This is a genomic window from Citrobacter sp. BIDMC107 (assembly GCF_001037575.1).
Classification (GTDB): domain Bacteria; phylum Pseudomonadota; class Gammaproteobacteria; order Enterobacterales; family Enterobacteriaceae; genus Citrobacter; species Citrobacter freundii.
This window is the reverse complement of sequence record NZ_KQ089848.1, coordinates 466,880-483,220: the sequence shown is the minus strand read 5'-3', so window position 1 is coordinate 483,220 and position 16,341 is coordinate 466,880. Positions and strand designations below refer to the sequence as shown.

Sequence of the window (16,341 nt, the reverse complement as noted above, 5' to 3'; positions counted from 1 at the left end):
ACCGGGGGCTTTATCAGCTCCCGGGGGGGTTAGTACAGCGGGGGAATTGCGGGAAAGGGTTAAGCTTTGACGAGTTCGGGCCACAGTCGCAGGGTGGTACGTGCGATCTGCATCAGTTTTTCAAACGTTGCACCTTCACGGGCGCTGATCGACATACCTTGTAAAATACAGTTCAGGTATTCAGCCAGTTTTTGCACGTCACAGTAGGCGGGGATTTCACCTCGTTGCTGACGCTGATGAAGAAACTGAGTAAGCGTCTGTTCCTGCATTGCATGGCGGGATTTCACCGTGTGCGCAATATCGCGGGAAGAGGCTGCCAGCGTCGCAGAAGTGTTAATCATGAAACATCCCGCCGGGGTGTCCTTGCTGGTAAAGCAGGTCGCTACGGCGGTGAAATAGTCTTCCAGTGCGGACTCAAGGCTTTTTTCTTCACAAAACAGCTGAGCTTCGTGTTTCGCCGCAAAGCGGGTGATGTAGCGGTCCAGCACGGCACGGAACAACCCTTCTTTATTGGTGAACTCCGCATACAGCGTGGGCGCTTTTGCGCCTGTAGCTTCTACGAGATCGGCGAGCGAGGTCGCTTCATATCCGTGCTGCCAGAAGAGTGTCATGGCCTTATCAAGCGCGGCTTCCCTGTCGAACACTTTTGGTCGGCCACGGCTTTTTTTTGCACAACCTGTCGTTTCAGTTGTCATGGCGCCGATGTACCTTTGTTGGGTTTATTGAATAACCATTATAAAAATATTCGACTGCACACTCCAGCGGATTCACGATAAAAATAAATTATATCTATTGTCATGAAAAATAAGACCTTTATATTTTATATAACGATCATTATAAAAAAGTATTGACGTGTGACCTGGATCACATCTATGATTTACCTATCGATCGTTAAGTTAATCTTTCCGGCACCCATTCATCTGCTAAAGGTCACTATCATGAAAAACGTAAAAACCCTGTTTGTTGCTGCTGTTCTTAGCTCACTGTCATTTGCAAGCTTCGCCGCTGTTGAAGTTCAGTCCACACCTGCGGGTCAAGAGAAAGTCGGTACTATTTCTGCGAATGCGGGGACTAACTTAGGTTCACTGGAAGATCAACTGGCGCAGAAAGCCGATGAGATGGGTGCGAAGTCTTTCCGTATTACTTCCGTTACCGGCCCTAACACCCTTCATGGGACTGCTGTTATCTACAAATAAGATTTAACCCATCGCAATGCCACTGCGAGTTAAATAAAAACCCCCGCGGAATAAAATCCAGCGGGGGTTTTTTATGTGCGGAGTTTACATCGGCTGTTGAGCAACGTCGTGATGACGGGTCACATCGACCGGCATGCCTGAGCGAATCTCCATCGCATGATCCATGACGGCGGCATCTGTTTGCGCCGCATTTTTAAATGTCTGCATGGACGCGTTCAGCACGATTGGCAACAGTTGCGGGTCGTCATTGATTTTTTCGGACAGCGGCTGATGCACTTCTACCAGCCGCACGCCGTTAGGCTCAACGGATGCTTTGATCGGCGTATTGATAATATTGACCTTAGTTCCGGGCGTTACCTGACGGAATAGGGTTTCGATATCACCGTCGCGCAGACGAATACAGCCGGAACTGACGCGCATGCCGATGCCAAAGTCAGCATTGGTGCCGTGCAGCAGATAGACGCCGCCGTATGCCGCTAAGCGAATTGCATGATGGCCCATCGGGTTATCCGGACCGGCAGGTACAACGGCAGGCAGGTCAATTCCGTTTGCTTTGTATCGCGCGCGGATATTTGCCGTCGGCGTCCAGGTGGGGTTGGCGCGTTTATCAGAAATGGTGGTTACCATCGTAGGCGTCAGCGTGTCACCACCTAACTGGCCAATACCAATAGGATAAACGGTCACCGAATTGGTCCCCGGCTGGTAATAATAAAGACGCAGTTCGGCGAGGTTGATAACAATACCTTCGCGCGGGGCGTCAGGTAGCAGAGTTTGTAACGGTATAGTCAGCACGCTGCCCGGACGTGGTACGTAAGGGTCAACGCCGGGGTTGGCCTGCAGCAGCGCTAAAAAGCCGACATTATATTTTTTCGCAATCGCCTCCAGAGAACCGCCATTGTCTTCAACAACGTGAACGGTATTCTGGCCCACCAGACGGCTTCCCGGCGGTGGCAGCGGCCAGGTGTTTGCCTGAGCCGGAAGTGCTAACGCGAAGGTCGCTGCCAGCGTAAAAAACGCGAGCCAGCGAGAGAGTCGTTTATTGTTTAACATCACCATAAATCCATTGTTTTTACGTGGTTTTTATTATGTAAAAGTAAACGAGAATTATGGCGGTTTGCTGTGTCTGGAAGTGCAGGGAAGTGCAAAGAGTTTGTAAATTCATCAGGCCGGGTGAGTGGTGTGCTCACCCGGTCTGTTCACTATGCTACGGCGTTTTCTTCAAGCTGACGCATAAACTGGCGGACCCAGTCGATCCGCGTTTTACGCTCGCCCAGATCCTGCATAAATTTCAGTCGGGTTGGGCCGTCCAGACGGAAGTGTTGCGGTTGTTTTTGCAGTAAACCAATCAGCCAGACCGGGTTGACGTGGTTTTTCTCGGCAAATTCAATGGTACCGCCTTTGTCATGACCTTCGAGCTTTCTGATCCCCAGTTTCTGCGCCTGCTGGCGTAAACGAGCGATATCCAGCAACGTACGAGCCGGGTCGGGCAGCAGGCCAAAACGATCTATAAGCTCGACCTTAATCTCTTCCAGTTCGTTTTCGCCTTTCGCGCTGGCAATGCGCTTGTAGAACGATAGTCGGGTGTTAACATCCGGTATATAGTCATCCGGCAGCAGAGACGGCATACGCAATTCAACTTCGGTTTGCTGGCTGGTGAGATCTTCCAGTGACGGCTCACGCCCTTCTTTGAGCGCATCGACCGCATTTTCCAGCAACTCCATATACAGTGAGAAGCCGATGCTTTCCATGGAACCACTTTGATCTTCACCCAGCAGTTCCCCGGCGCCGCGAATTTCAAGGTCGTGGGTCGCCAGCGCAAATCCTGCACCCAAATCTTCCAGCGAAGCGATGGCTTCCAGACGCTTTTGCGCGTCGGTGGTCATTGCTTTTGGATGCGGCGTCAGCAGCCAGGCGTACGCCTGATGGTGTGAGCGTCCCACACGACCGCGTAGCTGGTGCAATTGCGCTAAACCAAAGTGATCGGCGCGTTCGATGATAATGGTGTTGGCGGTCGGAATGTCGATCCCGGTTTCGATAATGGTGGTACACACCAGCACGTTAAAACGCTGATGGTGGAAATCGTTCATCACGCGTTCCAGCTCGCGCTCGCGCATTTGCCCGTGGCCGATACCAATACGCGCTTCCGGCACCAGTTCTGCTAATCTGTCAGCGGTTTTCTGGATATTTTCGACGTCGTTAAACAGATAATAAACTTGTCCCCCGCGCAGAACTTCACGCAGGATCGCCTCGCGTACCACCAGGCTGTCGTATTCGCGCACGAAGGTTTTGACCGCCAGACGACGAGCAGGCGGCGTGGCGATGATCGACAGATCGCGCATGCCGCTCATCGCCATATTGAGCGTACGCGGAATAGGCGTTGCCGTCAGGGTCAGAATATCGACATCCGCACGCATCGCCTTGATGCGTTCTTTGTGGCGAACGCCGAAACGGTGCTCTTCATCGACAATCAGCAGACCCAGATCTTTTAACTTCACATCCGCTTGCAGCAGTTTGTGCGTGCCGATGAGAATATCAATTTTCCCCTCGGCAACCTGTTCCAGAATCTGCGCTTGCTCTTTGGCGCTACGGAAACGGGACAACATCTCAATGCGTACCGGCCAGTTGGCAAAACGATCGCGGAAGTTGTCGAAGTGCTGCTGTGCGAGCAGGGTAGTCGGAACCAGCACGGCAACCTGTTTGTGGTTCTCTACGGCAAGGAAAGCGGCGCGCATCGCGACTTCGGTTTTACCAAAACCGACGTCACCGCACACCAGGCGGTCCATGGCCAGAGGTTGGCACATATCGCTGAGTACAGCGTTGATCGCCTGCGCCTGGTCAGGCGTGGTTTCAAACGGGAAGCTGTCGCAAAACAGCTGATACTGTTCACGGTCATGCTTAAAGGCAAAGCCTTCTTTCGCCGCGCGCTGGGCATAAATATCCAGCAGCTCTGCCGCGACATCGCGCACCTTCTCAGCGGCTTTCTGTCGGGCGCGTGACCAGGCATCGCCACCCAGTTTATGCAGCGGTGCATTCTCTTCTGCACCGCCTGCATAGCGGCTGATCAGATGCAGTGACGACACCGGCACGTACAGTTTGGCATCGTTGGCATAGGTGAGCATCAGATATTCACCGGTGATACCGCCCGCTTCCAGCGTGGTCATCCCGGCATAGCGACCCACGCCGTGTTCCAGATGCACTACCGGCTGACCGGGATGCAGCTCTGCAAGGTTACGAATTAATGTATCCGGGTTGATGGTGCGACGCGAATCCTGGCGGCGACGCGCCACGCGTTCCCCAAGCAGATCGCTTTCACAAATCAGTGCCAGATTGCGTTTGCTATCGATGAAGCCGTGCTCAGCTGCGCCAATCATCAGATAACGACCGTTATCTACGGCTTCATCGAGTCGCAATATCCGCTTCGGTGCCACTTTGATACGAGCGAGCAACTCGCCAAGCGCTTCACGTCGGCCTTCACTTTCGACCGAGAAAATCACCGGGCCGGTAAAGCCCTCAAGGAATTTACGTAACGCATCTAACGGTGATTTTTGCTGTGCCTGCACGGCGATGTCCGGCAGCTTCTGGAACCCGAGGTTGGTATTCGCAGCTTTGTTCGCCAGACTCTCGGTTTTCAGTTGAACGCGCGGCCAGCGTTTAAGTTCAGAAAACAGCTCATCAACCCGCAGCCACAGCGATTCCGGCGGCAGAAGCGGGCGCATTGGATCAACACCGCGATTTTCAAAGCGTGACAGGGTATCGGCCTGGAAGCGTTCTGCGCTGGTCTCGATATCACCGGTATTGACCAATAACGTATTGGCAGGGAAGTAGCTGAACAGCGGCGGCAGCGGCTCGCTGAAAAATAGCGGTTGCCAGTATTCAATACCCGCAGGTAACGTGCCTTTGCTGACCTGCTGATAAATATGTTCGGCGTCGCGTTTAACCTCAAAGGTATCGCGCCACTGACTACGGAATAGCTCGATGGCCGTTTTGTCAGTCGGGAATTCGTGCGCGGGAAGCAAATTAATGGCATCGACTTCTTCCAGCGTGCGCTGGGTGTCGGTATCAAACAGACGCAGGCTGTCGATTTCGTCATCAAAGAAATCCAGACGATAAGGCAACTCGCTGCCCATCGGGAACAGATCCAACAACGCGCCGCGCGTGGCGTATTCGCCGTGTTCCATGACCTGATCAACATGGCGATAGCCAGCGCTATCCAGCTGTTCGCGCAGGGCGTCGCGCGAAAGCCGCTGACCTTTTTTCATGACCAGCGCATGCCCGTGCAGATAGCTGTGCGGACAGACACGCTGCATCAGAGTATTTACCGGAACGATCAGCACGCCTCGCTGCATGGCAGGCAGTTGATACAGCGTAGAGAGACGCGAAGAGATAATCTCCTGATGGGGAGAAAAACTGTCATAGGGCAGCGTTTCCCAGTCGGCCAGGTTCATCACCATCTGGTCGGTGAACTGACGAATTTCATCATGCAGGCGCAAAGCATTTTGCATGTCCGGCGCGATCAGCACCACTGGACCGGCGTGATGTTCGGCGATTTCGGCGACCAGCGTTGCGCAGGCGGCACCGGTAAGCTCACCCAACTGGCGCTGATCGCCAGCTTTCGCTGGGAGCGTGTAACGATGTTGTTCAGGCATTCGGTTGTCAGGTTCTCGTTTAGATATACATCTGATAAGCAATGTTCTTTATTATCCGTGATCGTTTCTCATAAGCAAATTGATTCGCCCCCTGATGGGGGCAAAAAGCGCGTTGAGGTTAGCGCGAAACGACCGATAAAGAAGGCGGGGAAAAGAGCAGGTCGGCCACTGTTTTTTGTGAAATTTTACGCACCAACAGGCCAAACAAGGTGCACAGCAGCAGGCAGGCGAATGGATACACCAGCAGCAGGGCCAGCTCTGCATATGCAGGCCAGGCGGCATGATTAATGTTTGGGATTAGCGTTAAGCTGAACAGCTCAACCAGAATACGGTGGGTGGTGTAGATGGCGATGGTATTGGCACCAATTACGCTTAACGGGCCGGACTCACGCATACCAAAGCGCAGCTCAAATTGATAAAACAGCTTCATGATCAGCACAATGGAAAGAAGAGAAAGTAATAGTGAGACATTTGCCAGCCACGCGACGATGGCGGCGATTGCGCTAACCAGAACAATGAGCGCATGGCGGCGCAGGGGCACCTCCTTAATCCATACCATCAGCGTTGCGCCAAACCATGCACCGAGGCTGTACCAGGGCAGATTGCGAATCACGCTGTTCATTCCCCACCACGGCGTCGGGACAAAGTTGATCGTCACGCTCAGCGCCACAAATAACGCCAACAGCGGCACCGCCCAACGGCTGAAAATTTTACACAGAACAAAATAGACAATCAGCGCGTACAGATACCACAAGCTGGTGCTGGCCGTCAGCATCCCGTGGGTAAAACCTGCGATCGAACCAGCATAAGCGGCGTTGGCAGCATGGCTCAGATCGCGCTGTGGGGCCAGCCAGTTATTGAGCGCCACTAACGCCAGCCATTGCACCACACCCCAGAGAATCAGCACCCAGGCAATACTCCAGATCCGTTTATCCACGCAGGTGGTCCACGGGACGCTATCAATGTAGCGACGGATCAGATATCCCGAAATAAAGAAAAAGACCGGCATGCGAAACGGCGCCAGGTACAAATTGAGGTAAATCCAGCATTTGCTCAGCAGCTCTGAAAGCGGATGCTGAAAAGTAGTGAGGTGCGGGTAAAATGTGATTACCGAGTGGTAAATCACCACCAGACAAATACATAACCCTTTGATTTGATTAATCCATAGTTCTTTTTTATTCATCGAGACGGCGTATCCATATTGTTGGTTATAGCCTGCCATCCTGCGCAACCCGCTGTGCGCTGTAATGCGTAACTGTCTGCATTTTGATTTTTTAAGATAAAGATCAGGGTCCAGGATGGAAGGGAAGAGGGACAGCTTTAGCGAATTGATTTATTTATACTTTTAGGAATAGTGCTGACGAACACTTACGGTTCAGTCATTTACCCATTCCGCTTTCGCTTATATACTCGTGACTTTGCTAACAGCAACCAGACGGATTTCATGTACCAACCTGTCGCTCTATTCATCGGCCTGCGTTATATGCGTGGGCGTGCAGCAGATCGCTTCGGTCGCTTCGTTTCCTGGCTCTCCACCATTGGCATTACCCTCGGGGTAATGGCGCTGGTCACGGTGTTGTCGGTGATGAACGGTTTTGAGCGCGAGCTGCAAAACAATATTCTTGGCCTGATGCCTCAGGCCGTTCTCTCGTCTGAACAGGGTTCCCTCAACCCGCAACAACTGCCGGAAAAAGCGGTGGTGTTGAACGGCGTCAACCGAGTTGCACCCATAACTACGGGAGATGTGGTGCTGCAAAGCGCGCGTAGCGTGGCGGTCGGCGTGATGCTCGGTATCGATCCGGCGCAAAAAGATCCGTTAACGCCGTATCTGGTCAATGTGAAACAAACAGATCTGCAACCGGGTAAGTATAATGTCATCCTCGGCGAGCAGCTTGCCGGGCAGTTGGGCGTGAACCGTGGCGATCAAATTCGCGTGATGGTGCCTTCGGCCAGCCAGTTTACGCCAATGGGGCGTTTGCCGAGCCAGCGTCTGTTTACGGTGATTGGCACCTTCGCCGCCAACAGCGAAGTAGACGGTTACCAGATGCTGACCAACATTCAGGATGCTTCCCGCCTGATGCGCTATCCGGTGGGCAATATTACCGGCTGGCGTCTGTGGCTGAACGAACCGTTAAAAGTTGATACGCTGAGCCAGCAAACGCTGCCGCAGGGCACCAAATGGCAGGACTGGCGCGAGCGCAAAGGGGAACTGTTCCAGGCCGTGCGCATGGAGAAGAACATGATGGGGCTACTGCTTAGCCTGATCGTGGCTGTGGCGGCTTTTAATATTATTACCTCGCTGGGTCTGATGGTAATGGAGAAGCAAGGGGAAGTGGCGATTCTACAAACGCAGGGGCTAACGCCGCGGCAGATAATGATGGTGTTTATGGTTCAGGGGGCCAGTGCCGGGATTATCGGCGCGCTGCTTGGCGCGGTGCTGGGCGCATTGCTCGCCAGTCAACTGAACAATTTAATGCCAATTATTGGTGTGCTGCTGGATGGCGCGGCGCTGCCGGTCGCTATCGAGCCGCTGCAGGTTATCGTCATTGCGCTGGTGGCGATGGCCATCGCGCTGCTGTCTACGCTTTATCCTTCCTGGCGCGCTGCCGCCACTCAACCCGCTGAGGCTTTACGTTATGAATAAGATCCTGTTGCAATGCGACAACCTGTGCAAACGCTATCAGGAAGGCACTGTGCAGACCGATGTCCTGCACGATGTCAGTTTTAGCGTCGGCGAAGGTGAGATGATGGCGATTGTCGGCAGCTCTGGCTCCGGCAAGAGTACGCTGCTGCATCTGCTGGGCGGATTGGATACGCCGACTTCCGGCGACGTGATTTTTAGCGGTCAGCCAATGAGCAAGCTCTCGTCGGCGGCGAAAGCGGAACTGCGCAATCAGAAGCTGGGCTTTATTTACCAGTTCCACCATTTACTGCCGGACTTTACCGCGCTGGAAAACGTAGCGATGCCGCTGCTGATAGGCAAGAAAAAACCGGCTGAAATAACCGAGCGCGCACGGGATATGCTGAAAGCCGTAGGACTGGATCATCGTGCCAGTCATCGCCCGTCTGAACTGTCTGGCGGCGAACGCCAGCGTGTGGCCATCGCTCGTGCGCTGGTGAATAACCCGCGTCTGGTCCTGGCGGATGAGCCAACGGGTAACCTGGATGCGCGTAACGCGGACAGCATTTTCGAGCTTCTGGGCGAGCTGAACCGTTCTCAGGGCACGGCATTTCTGGTGGTGACGCACGATCTGCAACTGGCGAAGCGGATGAGCCGCCAGCTGGAGATGCGCGATGGTCGCCTGACGGCTGAACTGAGCCTGATGGGAGCTGAGTAATGGCTTCGCCTTTATCATTATTGATTGGTCTGCGCTTTAGCCGTGGTCGGCGGCGCGGCGGTATGGTTTCGCTGATATCAGTGATTTCCACCGTTGGCATCGCGTTGGGTGTGGCGGTGTTGATCGTTGGTTTAAGTGCCATGAACGGATTTGAGCGTGAGCTGAACAACCGTATTCTGGCCGTAGTCCCACACGGAGAGATTGAAGCCGTAAATCAGCCGTGGAATAACTGGCAGGAAGCGCTCGACAAAGTACAAAAAGTGCCGGGTATTGTCGCCGCGGCGCCTTATATCAACTTTACCGGACTGGTAGAGAGCGGGGCGAACTTACGCGCGGTGCAGGTGAAGGGCGTTGACCCGAAACAGGAACAGCGTTTAAGCGCACTTCCATCCTTCGTGCAAAACCATGCCTGGGATAATTTTAAAGCCGGTGAACAACAAATCATCATTGGTAAGGGTATTGCCGATGCGCTGAAGGTGAAGCAGGGCGACTGGGTGTCGATTATGATCCCTAACGCCAGCGCGGATCATAAATTACAGCAGCCTAAACGCGTGCGTTTGCACGTAACGGGAATTCTGCAGCTGAGCGGTCAGCTCGATCACAGCTTTGCCATGATCCCAATGGAAGATGCGCAGCAATATCTGGATATGGGAACCAGCGTTTCCGGGATTGCGCTGAAGGTTAACGACGTGTTTAACGCCAATAAGCTGGTGCGGGACGCGGGCGAAGTGACCAATAACTATGTTTATATTAAGAGCTGGATCGGTACTTACGGCTATATGTATCGCGATATCCAGATGATTCGCGCCATTATGTATCTGGCGATGGTGCTGGTGATTGGTGTGGCCTGCTTTAATATCGTTTCCACGTTAGTGATGGCGGTAAAAGACAAAAGCGGCGATATTGCGGTATTAAGAACCCTCGGGGCGAAAGATGGGTTGATCCGTGCCATTTTTGTCTGGTACGGCCTGCTGGCGGGTCTGTTTGGTAGCCTGATAGGCGTCGTCATCGGGGTGGTTGTCTCGTTGCAACTGACGCCGATCATCAACGGAATCGAGGCGCTTATCGGTCATCAGTTCCTGTCCGGCGATATCTATTTCATTGACTTCCTGCCATCGGAATTACACTGGCTGGATGTGATTTACGTGCTGGTGACAGCACTCGTGCTGAGTCTTTTGGCAAGTTGGTATCCGGCGCGTCGCGCCAGTAATATTGATCCTGCGAGAGTACTTAGCGGCCAATAACAACAATAATACACGACAGCATTCATGCTGCATCAAGGCGTAGCCAACGCAGAGGCATCTTGAAGGATGACGTGTATCAAGGAGCGGTGATGTATTACGGATTTGACATCGGCGGGACCAAAATTGCGCTGGGCGTGTTTGATAAGCAACGTCGTCTGCAATGGGAAACTCGCGTCCCTACACCTCGCGACAGCTACGACGCTTTCCTTGATGCGGTCTGCAATCTGGTGACGGAAGCTGACCAGCGTTTTGGTATCAAAGGTTCGGTCGGTATCGGGATTCCTGGCATGCCGGAAACGGAAGACGGCACGTTGTACGCGGCCAACGTTCCTGCCGCCAGTGGCAAACCGCTCCGCGCCGATCTTAGCGCTCGCCTTGACCGCGATGTTCGTCTGGATAACGATGCGAACTGTTTTGCTCTCTCCGAAGCCTGGGATGACGAGTTTACCCAATATCCGCTGGTGATGGGGTTGATCCTCGGTACGGGCGTTGGCGGCGGCCTGGTGCTTGACGGGAAATCCATCACCGGACGCAGCTATATCACCGGCGAGTTTGGTCATATTCGTTTGCCGGTTGATGCGCTGACGCTGATGGGCTTTGATTTCCCGCTGCGCCGCTGCGGATGCGGCCAACTGGGATGCATCGAAAGCTATCTTTCCGGCGGTGGATTTGCGTGGTTGTATCAGCATTACTACCATCAACCGCTGGATGCCCGTGAAATTATCGCGTTGTGGGAGCAGGGCGATGAACATGCGCGTGCACACGTTGAACGCTATCTGGATTTGCTGGCGGTGTGTCTTGGGAATATCCTGACTATCGTCGATCCTGATTTGGTGGTGATTGGCGGAGGCTTGTCGAATTTTACCGCTATTACGACGCAACTGACGGACCGACTGCCACGTCATCTGTTGCCGGTTGCCCGGGTACCGCGTATTGAGCAGGCACGGCACGGTGATGCCGGCGGGATGCGCGGGGCTGCTTTCCTACATCTTACCGATTAATACAAAGAGGTTGTTATGCTGTCGCGTCGGGGTCATCGGTTAAGCCGCTTTCGTAAAAATAAACGCCATTTGCGCGATCGCCTGCGTCAACGAATCTTTTTCAGAGACAGAGTGGTGCCGGAATTGATGGAAAAACCAAGAGTGCTGGTACTGACGGGAGCGGGAATCTCCGCTGAGTCAGGAATTCGAACCTTCCGCGCGGCGGATGGTCTCTGGGAAGAACATCGGGTTGAGGACGTTGCGACTCCGGAAGGATTTAGTCGAAACCCGGAACTGGTTCAGTCGTTTTATAACGCCCGTCGCCATCAATTGCAACAGCCAGAAATCCAGCCCAACGCGGCGCATATCGCACTGGCAAAACTCGAAGCCGAACTGGGCGACCGTTTTTTACTGGTGACGCAGAACATTGATAACCTGCATGAGCGTGCGGGCAGCCAGAACGTTATCCATATGCACGGCGAACTGCTCAAGGTTCGCTGCTCGCAAAGCGGGCAGATTCTGGAATGGAAGGACGATGTGACCCCGGAAGATAAATGTCACTGCTGTCAATTTCCGGCACCGCTGCGACCACACGTGGTGTGGTTTGGTGAAATGCCGCTGGGCATGGATGAAATTTACATGGCGCTGGCAATGGCGGATGTATTCATTGCGATTGGCACATCGGGACATGTTTATCCGGCTGCGGGTTTTGTGCATGAGGCGCGACTGCATGGGGCACATACGGTAGAACTAAATCTCGAACCGAGCCAGGTTGGCAGCGAGTTTGAAGAGAAGTATTACGGTCCGGCAAGCCAGGTGGTGCCAGAGTTTGTTGAGAAGTTATTGAAAGGTCTGTGAACACGGATGGCGTAGGCCCGATAAGCGCAGCGCCATCGGGCAGTGATGATGCGCCGGATGCGACGCTGGCGCGTCTTATCCGGCCTAAGAGGAGGGCAATTAGCGTCCTGCTTTCAGCTTCTGATAATACTCTTCATAGATAGCGCTGGCGGAACCGACGTCGTTCTGCCATTCCCCTTTGTTGATGGTTTCTGCGTCAGGGTACAGGGTTTTATCATTTGCGACTTCAGGGCTTAACAGCTTACGTGCTGCCAGGTTTGGCGTCGGATAACCAATAGTTTCCGCAACTTCTTTCGCCACGTCCGGGCGCAGCAGGAAGTTAATCAGCTTCAGCGCACCTTCTTTGTTTTTCGCGTTAGCCGGAATAGACAGGCTATCCATCCAGAAAATGCCACCTTCTTTAGGCCATACCACTTCCAGCGGTGTACCTGCCTGACGCGCAACATACGCGGAGCCATTCCATACCATCCCCAGATTGACTTCACCTTCCATATACGGGTTGGCCGGGTTGTCAGAGTTAAACGCCGCGACGTTAGGCATCAGCTTCTTCAGTTCGTTATAGGCGGCTTCAATCTCTTTCGGGTCGGTGGTATTGCCGGAGTATCCCAGCTTGCGCAGCGCCATCTGGAACACTTCACGCGCATCATCCGTTAACAGCAGACTGCCTTTGTACTCCGGTTTCCATAGATCGGCCCAACTGGTGACGGTTTTCGGATCGATAGCATCGCTGTTTACGCCAATGGCCGTCGCACCCCAGATATACGGGATGGAGTAGTCATTGTTCGGGTCAAACGGCTTGTTGAGCATTTCCGGATCGAGGTTGTGGAAGTTGGTCAACGTCGACTTGTCGATCTTCTGGATCATGCCTTCTTTACGCATTTTATCGACATAATAGGTGGACGGAACCACCAGATCGTATGCGCCGTCTTTATAGGTTTTGAGCTTGGCGTACATGGTTTCGTTCGACTCGTAGGTCGAATAGATAACCTTAATGCCGGTCTCTTTGGTGAATTGTTCCAGCAGCCCTGGCGGGACATACTCGGTCCAGTTATAGAAATAGAGCGTGTTGTTGTCATTCGCGTGAGCGGCGCTCATGCCCAGTGCCAGAGCACCCGCCGCGAGCAGGTGGCGTGACCATTTTTTCATCATTTAACGTCCCCTGAATTAAGGGCCTCAGCGGCCCTTGGTTTTATCACGTGCAATAAGCTGGCTGGCGATCACCATAACCAGCGACAGAACCAACAAAATGGTCGCCAGCGCGTTCACCTCTGGTGATACACCGACTTTGACCATTGAGTAGATTTTTAATGGCAGAATTTCATAACCCGGTCCGGTAACGAAGGACGAAACGACGACATCATCCATCGACAGCGTAAAGCTCAGCAACCAACCTGCAGCCACCGCAGGCATAGCCAGTGGCAGTATAATCTTGCGCAGAATAGTTACTTCGCTGGCACCCAAATCTTTAGCAGCCTCAAGCATGCGTACATCAAAACCTTTCAGGCGTGAGTAAACTGTCACCACCACAAAAGGCAGACAAAAAGTGATATGTGAGAACAACAGCGACCAGAAACCCAGTTGAATGCCGATCAGCATAAACAGCACCAGCAGAGATATTGCCATCACAATATCTGGCGACATCATCACCACGAACAGCATACCACTGACGAACGGTTTACCGCGAAAACGGTAGCGGTACAGCGCAACCGCAGTGAGTGAGCCGATCAAGGTGGCAAACGTGGCGGATAGCACAGCCATCGTCAGCGAGTGCTGCGCCGCCTGCAACAGGCTGTCGTTATTCATCAGCAGGCCGTACCATTTGGTAGTAAAACCCTGCCAGTTGATGCCGAAGCGCGAGCTGTTAAAGGAGTTCACAATCAGAATGATGATTGGAATATACAGATACGCGTAGATAGCGGTCATAAAACCGCCGCGGAGCAGTCGACCGATCATTCGAGTTCCACCTTCTTGTTCAGCAAGCGCGAGGCACGCCAGTAGATCAGCAGCATCAGACCCATCACGATGGTCAGCGTAATGCTGGTGGCTGCACCAAACGGCCAGTCACGGATGTTCAGGAACTGAACTTTAATCACGTTGCCAATCAGCAGGTTTTTCGCGCCGCCCATTAAGTCGGAAACGTAAAACAGCCCCATTGCGGGCAGCATGACCAGCAGGCATCCGGCGATAATCCCCGGCATCGTCAACGGAATAATGATGCGGGTGAAGGTCTGAAGTTTACTGGCACCTAAATCGCGTGCGGCTTCCAGCAGCGGTTTATCGAGTTTTTCAATGCTGGAATAGAGCGGCATCACCATAAACGGTAGCAGGATGTATACCAGCCCGATAATCACCGCGCTGGGGGTAAACATGATGCGAATGGGTGTATCGATAACCCCGAGCCATAACAGAAACTCGTTGAGATAGCCTTTGGTACTGAGGAAAATTTTGAGTCCGTAGATACGAATAAGTGAATTGGTCCAGAACGGAACAATCAGCAGGAACAGCAGCAGCGGGCGCACTTTTTCCGGCAGTTTCACCAAAAACCAGGCAAACGGGTAGCCGAGTACCAGACAGGCGAGCGTGGCAATCAGCGCCATATTGAGGGAGTGAACCAACACCTCAAAATAGAGCGGATCGAGCAGGCGCGTATAGTTCTCCAGCGTAAAGACCATTTTGACGAAATTGGCGTCGTCGCGGGTCAAAAAGCTGGTACCGATGATCATCAGGTTGGGCAGAAAGACAAATAACACAAGCCAACCGACAATGGTGACGATCACCACACTCTGGAATTTACTTGTGTTCTTCATCAGCCAGTACTACCTCCCAGCTTTCTACCCAGTTAATCGCCATTTTCTGGTCGAGAGAGTGGTCAAAGTCAGGATCGTCTTCATTGAAGAATTCGCTGACCATCACCATCTTGCCATTTTCCAGTTCCACAACCGACTCCAGCGTCATGCCTTTGTAGTTGCGTTCGCGCACGTAGCCGATCAGGCCTTCGATATGATTATCATCGTTGATTTCATCTACGCGCAAATCTTCAGGACGTAACAGGACGTGCAGCTTTTGTCCGGGAACCACCGCGAAGTTGACATAAATATTGCACTCGCGGCCTTCAACATTAGCACGAACACGCTGTTCATCCAGACGTTCAATCACCGTGGCGTTAAACATATTGATCTCGCCGATAAACCCGGCGACGAACAGATTCTTGGGCTCTTCGTAGATTTCGCGCGGCGTACCGTCCTGCTCAATCTTACCATCGCGCATCACCACGATGCGGTCGGACATAGTCAGCGCTTCTTCCTGATCGTGTGTGACAAAGACAAAAGTGATACCAAGCTTACGCTGCAGCGCTTTCAGTTCATTCTGCATCTGCTTACGCAGTTTGTAGTCCAGCGCAGAGAGGGATTCATCTAACAAGAGTAAGCGGGGTTTGTTGACCACAGCTCGGGCAATCGCTACGCGCTGCTGCTGGCCGCCGGAAAGTTGATGCGGTTTTCGCTGGGCGAACTCTTCCAGTTGCACCATGCGCAGGGCTTCGGTAACGCGGGGAGAAATGTCGGCTGCGGGCGTTTTTTGCATGCGTAAACCAAAGGCCACATTCTCAAATACGGTCATGTGGGGGAATAACGCATAGCTTTGGAAGACGGTATTCACGTAGCGGTTTTCCGCTGGAACGTGAGTAATGTCCTCGTTGTCCAACATAATATGACCGGAATCAACCGTTTCCAGACCGGCAATCAGGCGAAGAACGGTTGTTTTACCGCAGCCAGAGGGGCCAAGCAGCGTAAGAAACTCGCCATTATTGATGGTCAAATCCAGGCTGGAAATCACCTCTTTGCCATCGAAACTTTTGCGAATTCCCGCTAATTGCACCAGTGGAGAAAGCGAACGCGGTTGTTTATTCAATTTTTTACTCTGTCCCATGTAAACGCAACGGATGGCTGACCGATGCGGGGTTTGTGGTTAACCACCTTGATGACTCTTAATGAGGGCCGTTATTCTACGGCAAACCATTGTAATCGCCAATCCTTGTTGCGAATTACTGACTTAGCCCTATAGTCAGAGGGGATGTCAGG

The 16,341-nt window shown here is 52.9% G+C and carries 14 protein-coding genes; 6 read left to right on the top strand and 8 right to left on the bottom strand.

Translation table 11 applies throughout. The annotated features are described in order from the left end of the window. Positions 1 to 59: 59 nt before the first annotated feature. Positions 60 to 695 carry a TetR family copper-responsive transcriptional repressor ComR gene (gene comR / locus SK39_RS02370; RefSeq protein ID WP_016149993.1) on the bottom strand — a complete coding sequence of 212 codons (636 nt, stop codon included), beginning with the start codon at positions 693 to 695 and terminating at the stop codon, positions 60 to 62. A 243-nt stretch (positions 696 to 938) separates the two neighbouring features. Here comR and bhsA point away from each other — a divergent pair, with 243 nt between their 5' ends. Next, a complete protein-coding gene (bhsA, locus tag SK39_RS02365) occupies positions 939 to 1,196 on the top strand; it encodes a multiple stress resistance protein BhsA (RefSeq protein WP_003030810.1) in 258 nt (85 codons plus the stop codon). 84 nt (positions 1,197 to 1,280) lie between these two features. Here the strand turns inward: bhsA and ldtC are convergent, their stop codons facing one another. The 3 genes from ldtC to SK39_RS02350 all read right to left on the bottom strand — a co-directional run bounded on the left by ldtC (position 1,281) and on the right by SK39_RS02350 (position 7,025). Beyond that, a complete protein-coding gene (ldtC, locus tag SK39_RS02360) occupies positions 1,281 to 2,246 on the bottom strand; it encodes a L,D-transpeptidase LdtC (RefSeq protein ID WP_016149995.1) in 966 nt (321 codons plus the stop codon). A 149-nt stretch (positions 2,247 to 2,395) separates the two neighbouring features. After that, positions 2,396 to 5,842, bottom strand: coding sequence for a transcription-repair coupling factor (gene mfd / locus SK39_RS02355; protein WP_003846721.1), 3,447 nt, complete (start codon positions 5,840 to 5,842; stop codon positions 2,396 to 2,398). Positions 5,843 to 5,960: 118 nt separating this feature from the next. Then, positions 5,961 to 7,025, bottom strand: a complete 1,065-nt coding sequence (locus SK39_RS02350; RefSeq protein ID WP_016149996.1) for an acyltransferase family protein — start codon at positions 7,023 to 7,025, stop codon at positions 5,961 to 5,963. A gap of 261 nt (positions 7,026 to 7,286) precedes the next feature. Between SK39_RS02350 and lolC the strand changes: the two genes are divergently transcribed. The 5 genes from lolC (at position 7,287) to cobB (ending at position 12,262) form a co-directional block, all read left to right on the top strand. Further along, positions 7,287 to 8,486: a lipoprotein-releasing ABC transporter permease subunit LolC gene (gene lolC, locus SK39_RS02345; RefSeq protein ID WP_003030806.1), complete on the top strand. Its 1,200-nt coding sequence runs from the start codon at positions 7,287 to 7,289 to the stop codon at positions 8,484 to 8,486. After that, positions 8,479 to 9,180: a lipoprotein-releasing ABC transporter ATP-binding protein LolD gene (gene lolD / locus SK39_RS02340; RefSeq protein WP_003030805.1), complete on the top strand. Its 702-nt coding sequence runs from the start codon at positions 8,479 to 8,481 to the stop codon at positions 9,178 to 9,180. The genes lolC and lolD overlap by 8 nt, the downstream gene beginning before the upstream one ends. Further along, positions 9,180 to 10,424, top strand: coding sequence for a lipoprotein-releasing ABC transporter permease subunit LolE (gene lolE / locus SK39_RS02335; protein WP_003030804.1), 1,245 nt, complete (start codon positions 9,180 to 9,182; stop codon positions 10,422 to 10,424). Before lolD ends, lolE begins: the two co-directional genes overlap by 1 nt. An 89-nt stretch (positions 10,425 to 10,513) precedes the next feature. Next, positions 10,514 to 11,425 (top strand): N-acetylglucosamine kinase, encoded by a 912-nt coding sequence (gene nagK, locus SK39_RS02330; RefSeq protein ID WP_048216601.1) that lies wholly within the window; start codon positions 10,514 to 10,516, stop codon positions 11,423 to 11,425. A 15-nt stretch (positions 11,426 to 11,440) separates the two neighbouring features. Continuing rightward, positions 11,441 to 12,262 carry a Sir2 family NAD+-dependent deacetylase gene (cobB, locus tag SK39_RS02325; protein ID WP_003030799.1) on the top strand — a complete coding sequence of 274 codons (822 nt, stop codon included), beginning with the start codon at positions 11,441 to 11,443 and terminating at the stop codon, positions 12,260 to 12,262. A 99-nt stretch (positions 12,263 to 12,361) separates the two neighbouring features. Here cobB and potD read toward each other — a convergent pair whose 3' ends face one another. Genes potD through potA form a run of 4 tightly spaced genes read right to left on the bottom strand, consistent with a single transcriptional unit; the run spans position 12,362 to position 16,189 of the window. Then, on the bottom strand, positions 12,362 to 13,408 hold the full coding sequence (gene potD / locus SK39_RS02320; RefSeq protein WP_003030797.1) for a spermidine/putrescine ABC transporter substrate-binding protein PotD: 1,047 nt from the start codon (positions 13,406 to 13,408) through the stop codon (positions 12,362 to 12,364). A gap of 27 nt (positions 13,409 to 13,435) precedes the next feature. Then, on the bottom strand, positions 13,436 to 14,215 hold the full coding sequence (gene potC / locus SK39_RS02315) for a spermidine/putrescine ABC transporter permease PotC (protein WP_003030794.1): 780 nt from the start codon (positions 14,213 to 14,215) through the stop codon (positions 13,436 to 13,438). After that, entirely contained in the window at positions 14,212 to 15,069 is an 858-nt protein-coding gene (potB, locus tag SK39_RS02310; RefSeq protein WP_003030793.1) for a spermidine/putrescine ABC transporter permease PotB, read from the bottom strand. The genes potC and potB overlap by 4 nt, the downstream gene beginning before the upstream one ends. Further along, the gene (gene potA / locus SK39_RS02305) at positions 15,053 to 16,189 is read right to left on the bottom strand and encodes a spermidine/putrescine ABC transporter ATP-binding protein PotA (RefSeq protein WP_003030791.1); all 1,137 of its coding nucleotides are present in this window, start codon (positions 16,187 to 16,189) and stop codon (positions 15,053 to 15,055) included. The genes potB and potA overlap by 17 nt, the downstream gene beginning before the upstream one ends. Positions 16,190 to 16,341: the final 152 nt, after the last annotated feature.

Coding starts and splice junctions, on each gene's coding strand:
- comR (WP_016149993.1), bottom strand. CDS start 695: ATGACAACTGAAACGACAGGTTGTGCAAAAAAAAGCCGTGGCCGACCA.
- bhsA (WP_003030810.1), top strand. CDS start 939: ATGAAAAACGTAAAAACCCTGTTTGTTGCTGCTGTTCTTAGCTCACTG.
- ldtC (WP_016149995.1), bottom strand. CDS start 2,246: ATGTTAAACAATAAACGACTCTCTCGCTGGCTCGCGTTTTTTACGCTG.
- mfd (WP_003846721.1), bottom strand. CDS start 5,842: ATGCCTGAACAACATCGTTACACGCTCCCAGCGAAAGCTGGCGATCAG.
- SK39_RS02350 (WP_016149996.1), bottom strand. CDS start 7,025: ATGAATAAAAAAGAACTATGGATTAATCAAATCAAAGGGTTATGTATT.
- lolC (WP_003030806.1), top strand. CDS start 7,287: ATGTACCAACCTGTCGCTCTATTCATCGGCCTGCGTTATATGCGTGGG.
- lolD (WP_003030805.1), top strand. CDS start 8,479: ATGAATAAGATCCTGTTGCAATGCGACAACCTGTGCAAACGCTATCAG.
- lolE (WP_003030804.1), top strand. CDS start 9,180: ATGGCTTCGCCTTTATCATTATTGATTGGTCTGCGCTTTAGCCGTGGT.
- nagK (WP_048216601.1), top strand. CDS start 10,514: ATGTATTACGGATTTGACATCGGCGGGACCAAAATTGCGCTGGGCGTG.
- cobB (WP_003030799.1), top strand. CDS start 11,441: ATGCTGTCGCGTCGGGGTCATCGGTTAAGCCGCTTTCGTAAAAATAAA.
- potD (WP_003030797.1), bottom strand. CDS start 13,408: ATGAAAAAATGGTCACGCCACCTGCTCGCGGCGGGTGCTCTGGCACTG.
- potC (WP_003030794.1), bottom strand. CDS start 14,215: ATGATCGGTCGACTGCTCCGCGGCGGTTTTATGACCGCTATCTACGCG.
- potB (WP_003030793.1), bottom strand. CDS start 15,069: ATGAAGAACACAAGTAAATTCCAGAGTGTGGTGATCGTCACCATTGTC.
- potA (WP_003030791.1), bottom strand. CDS start 16,189: ATGGGACAGAGTAAAAAATTGAATAAACAACCGCGTTCGCTTTCTCCA.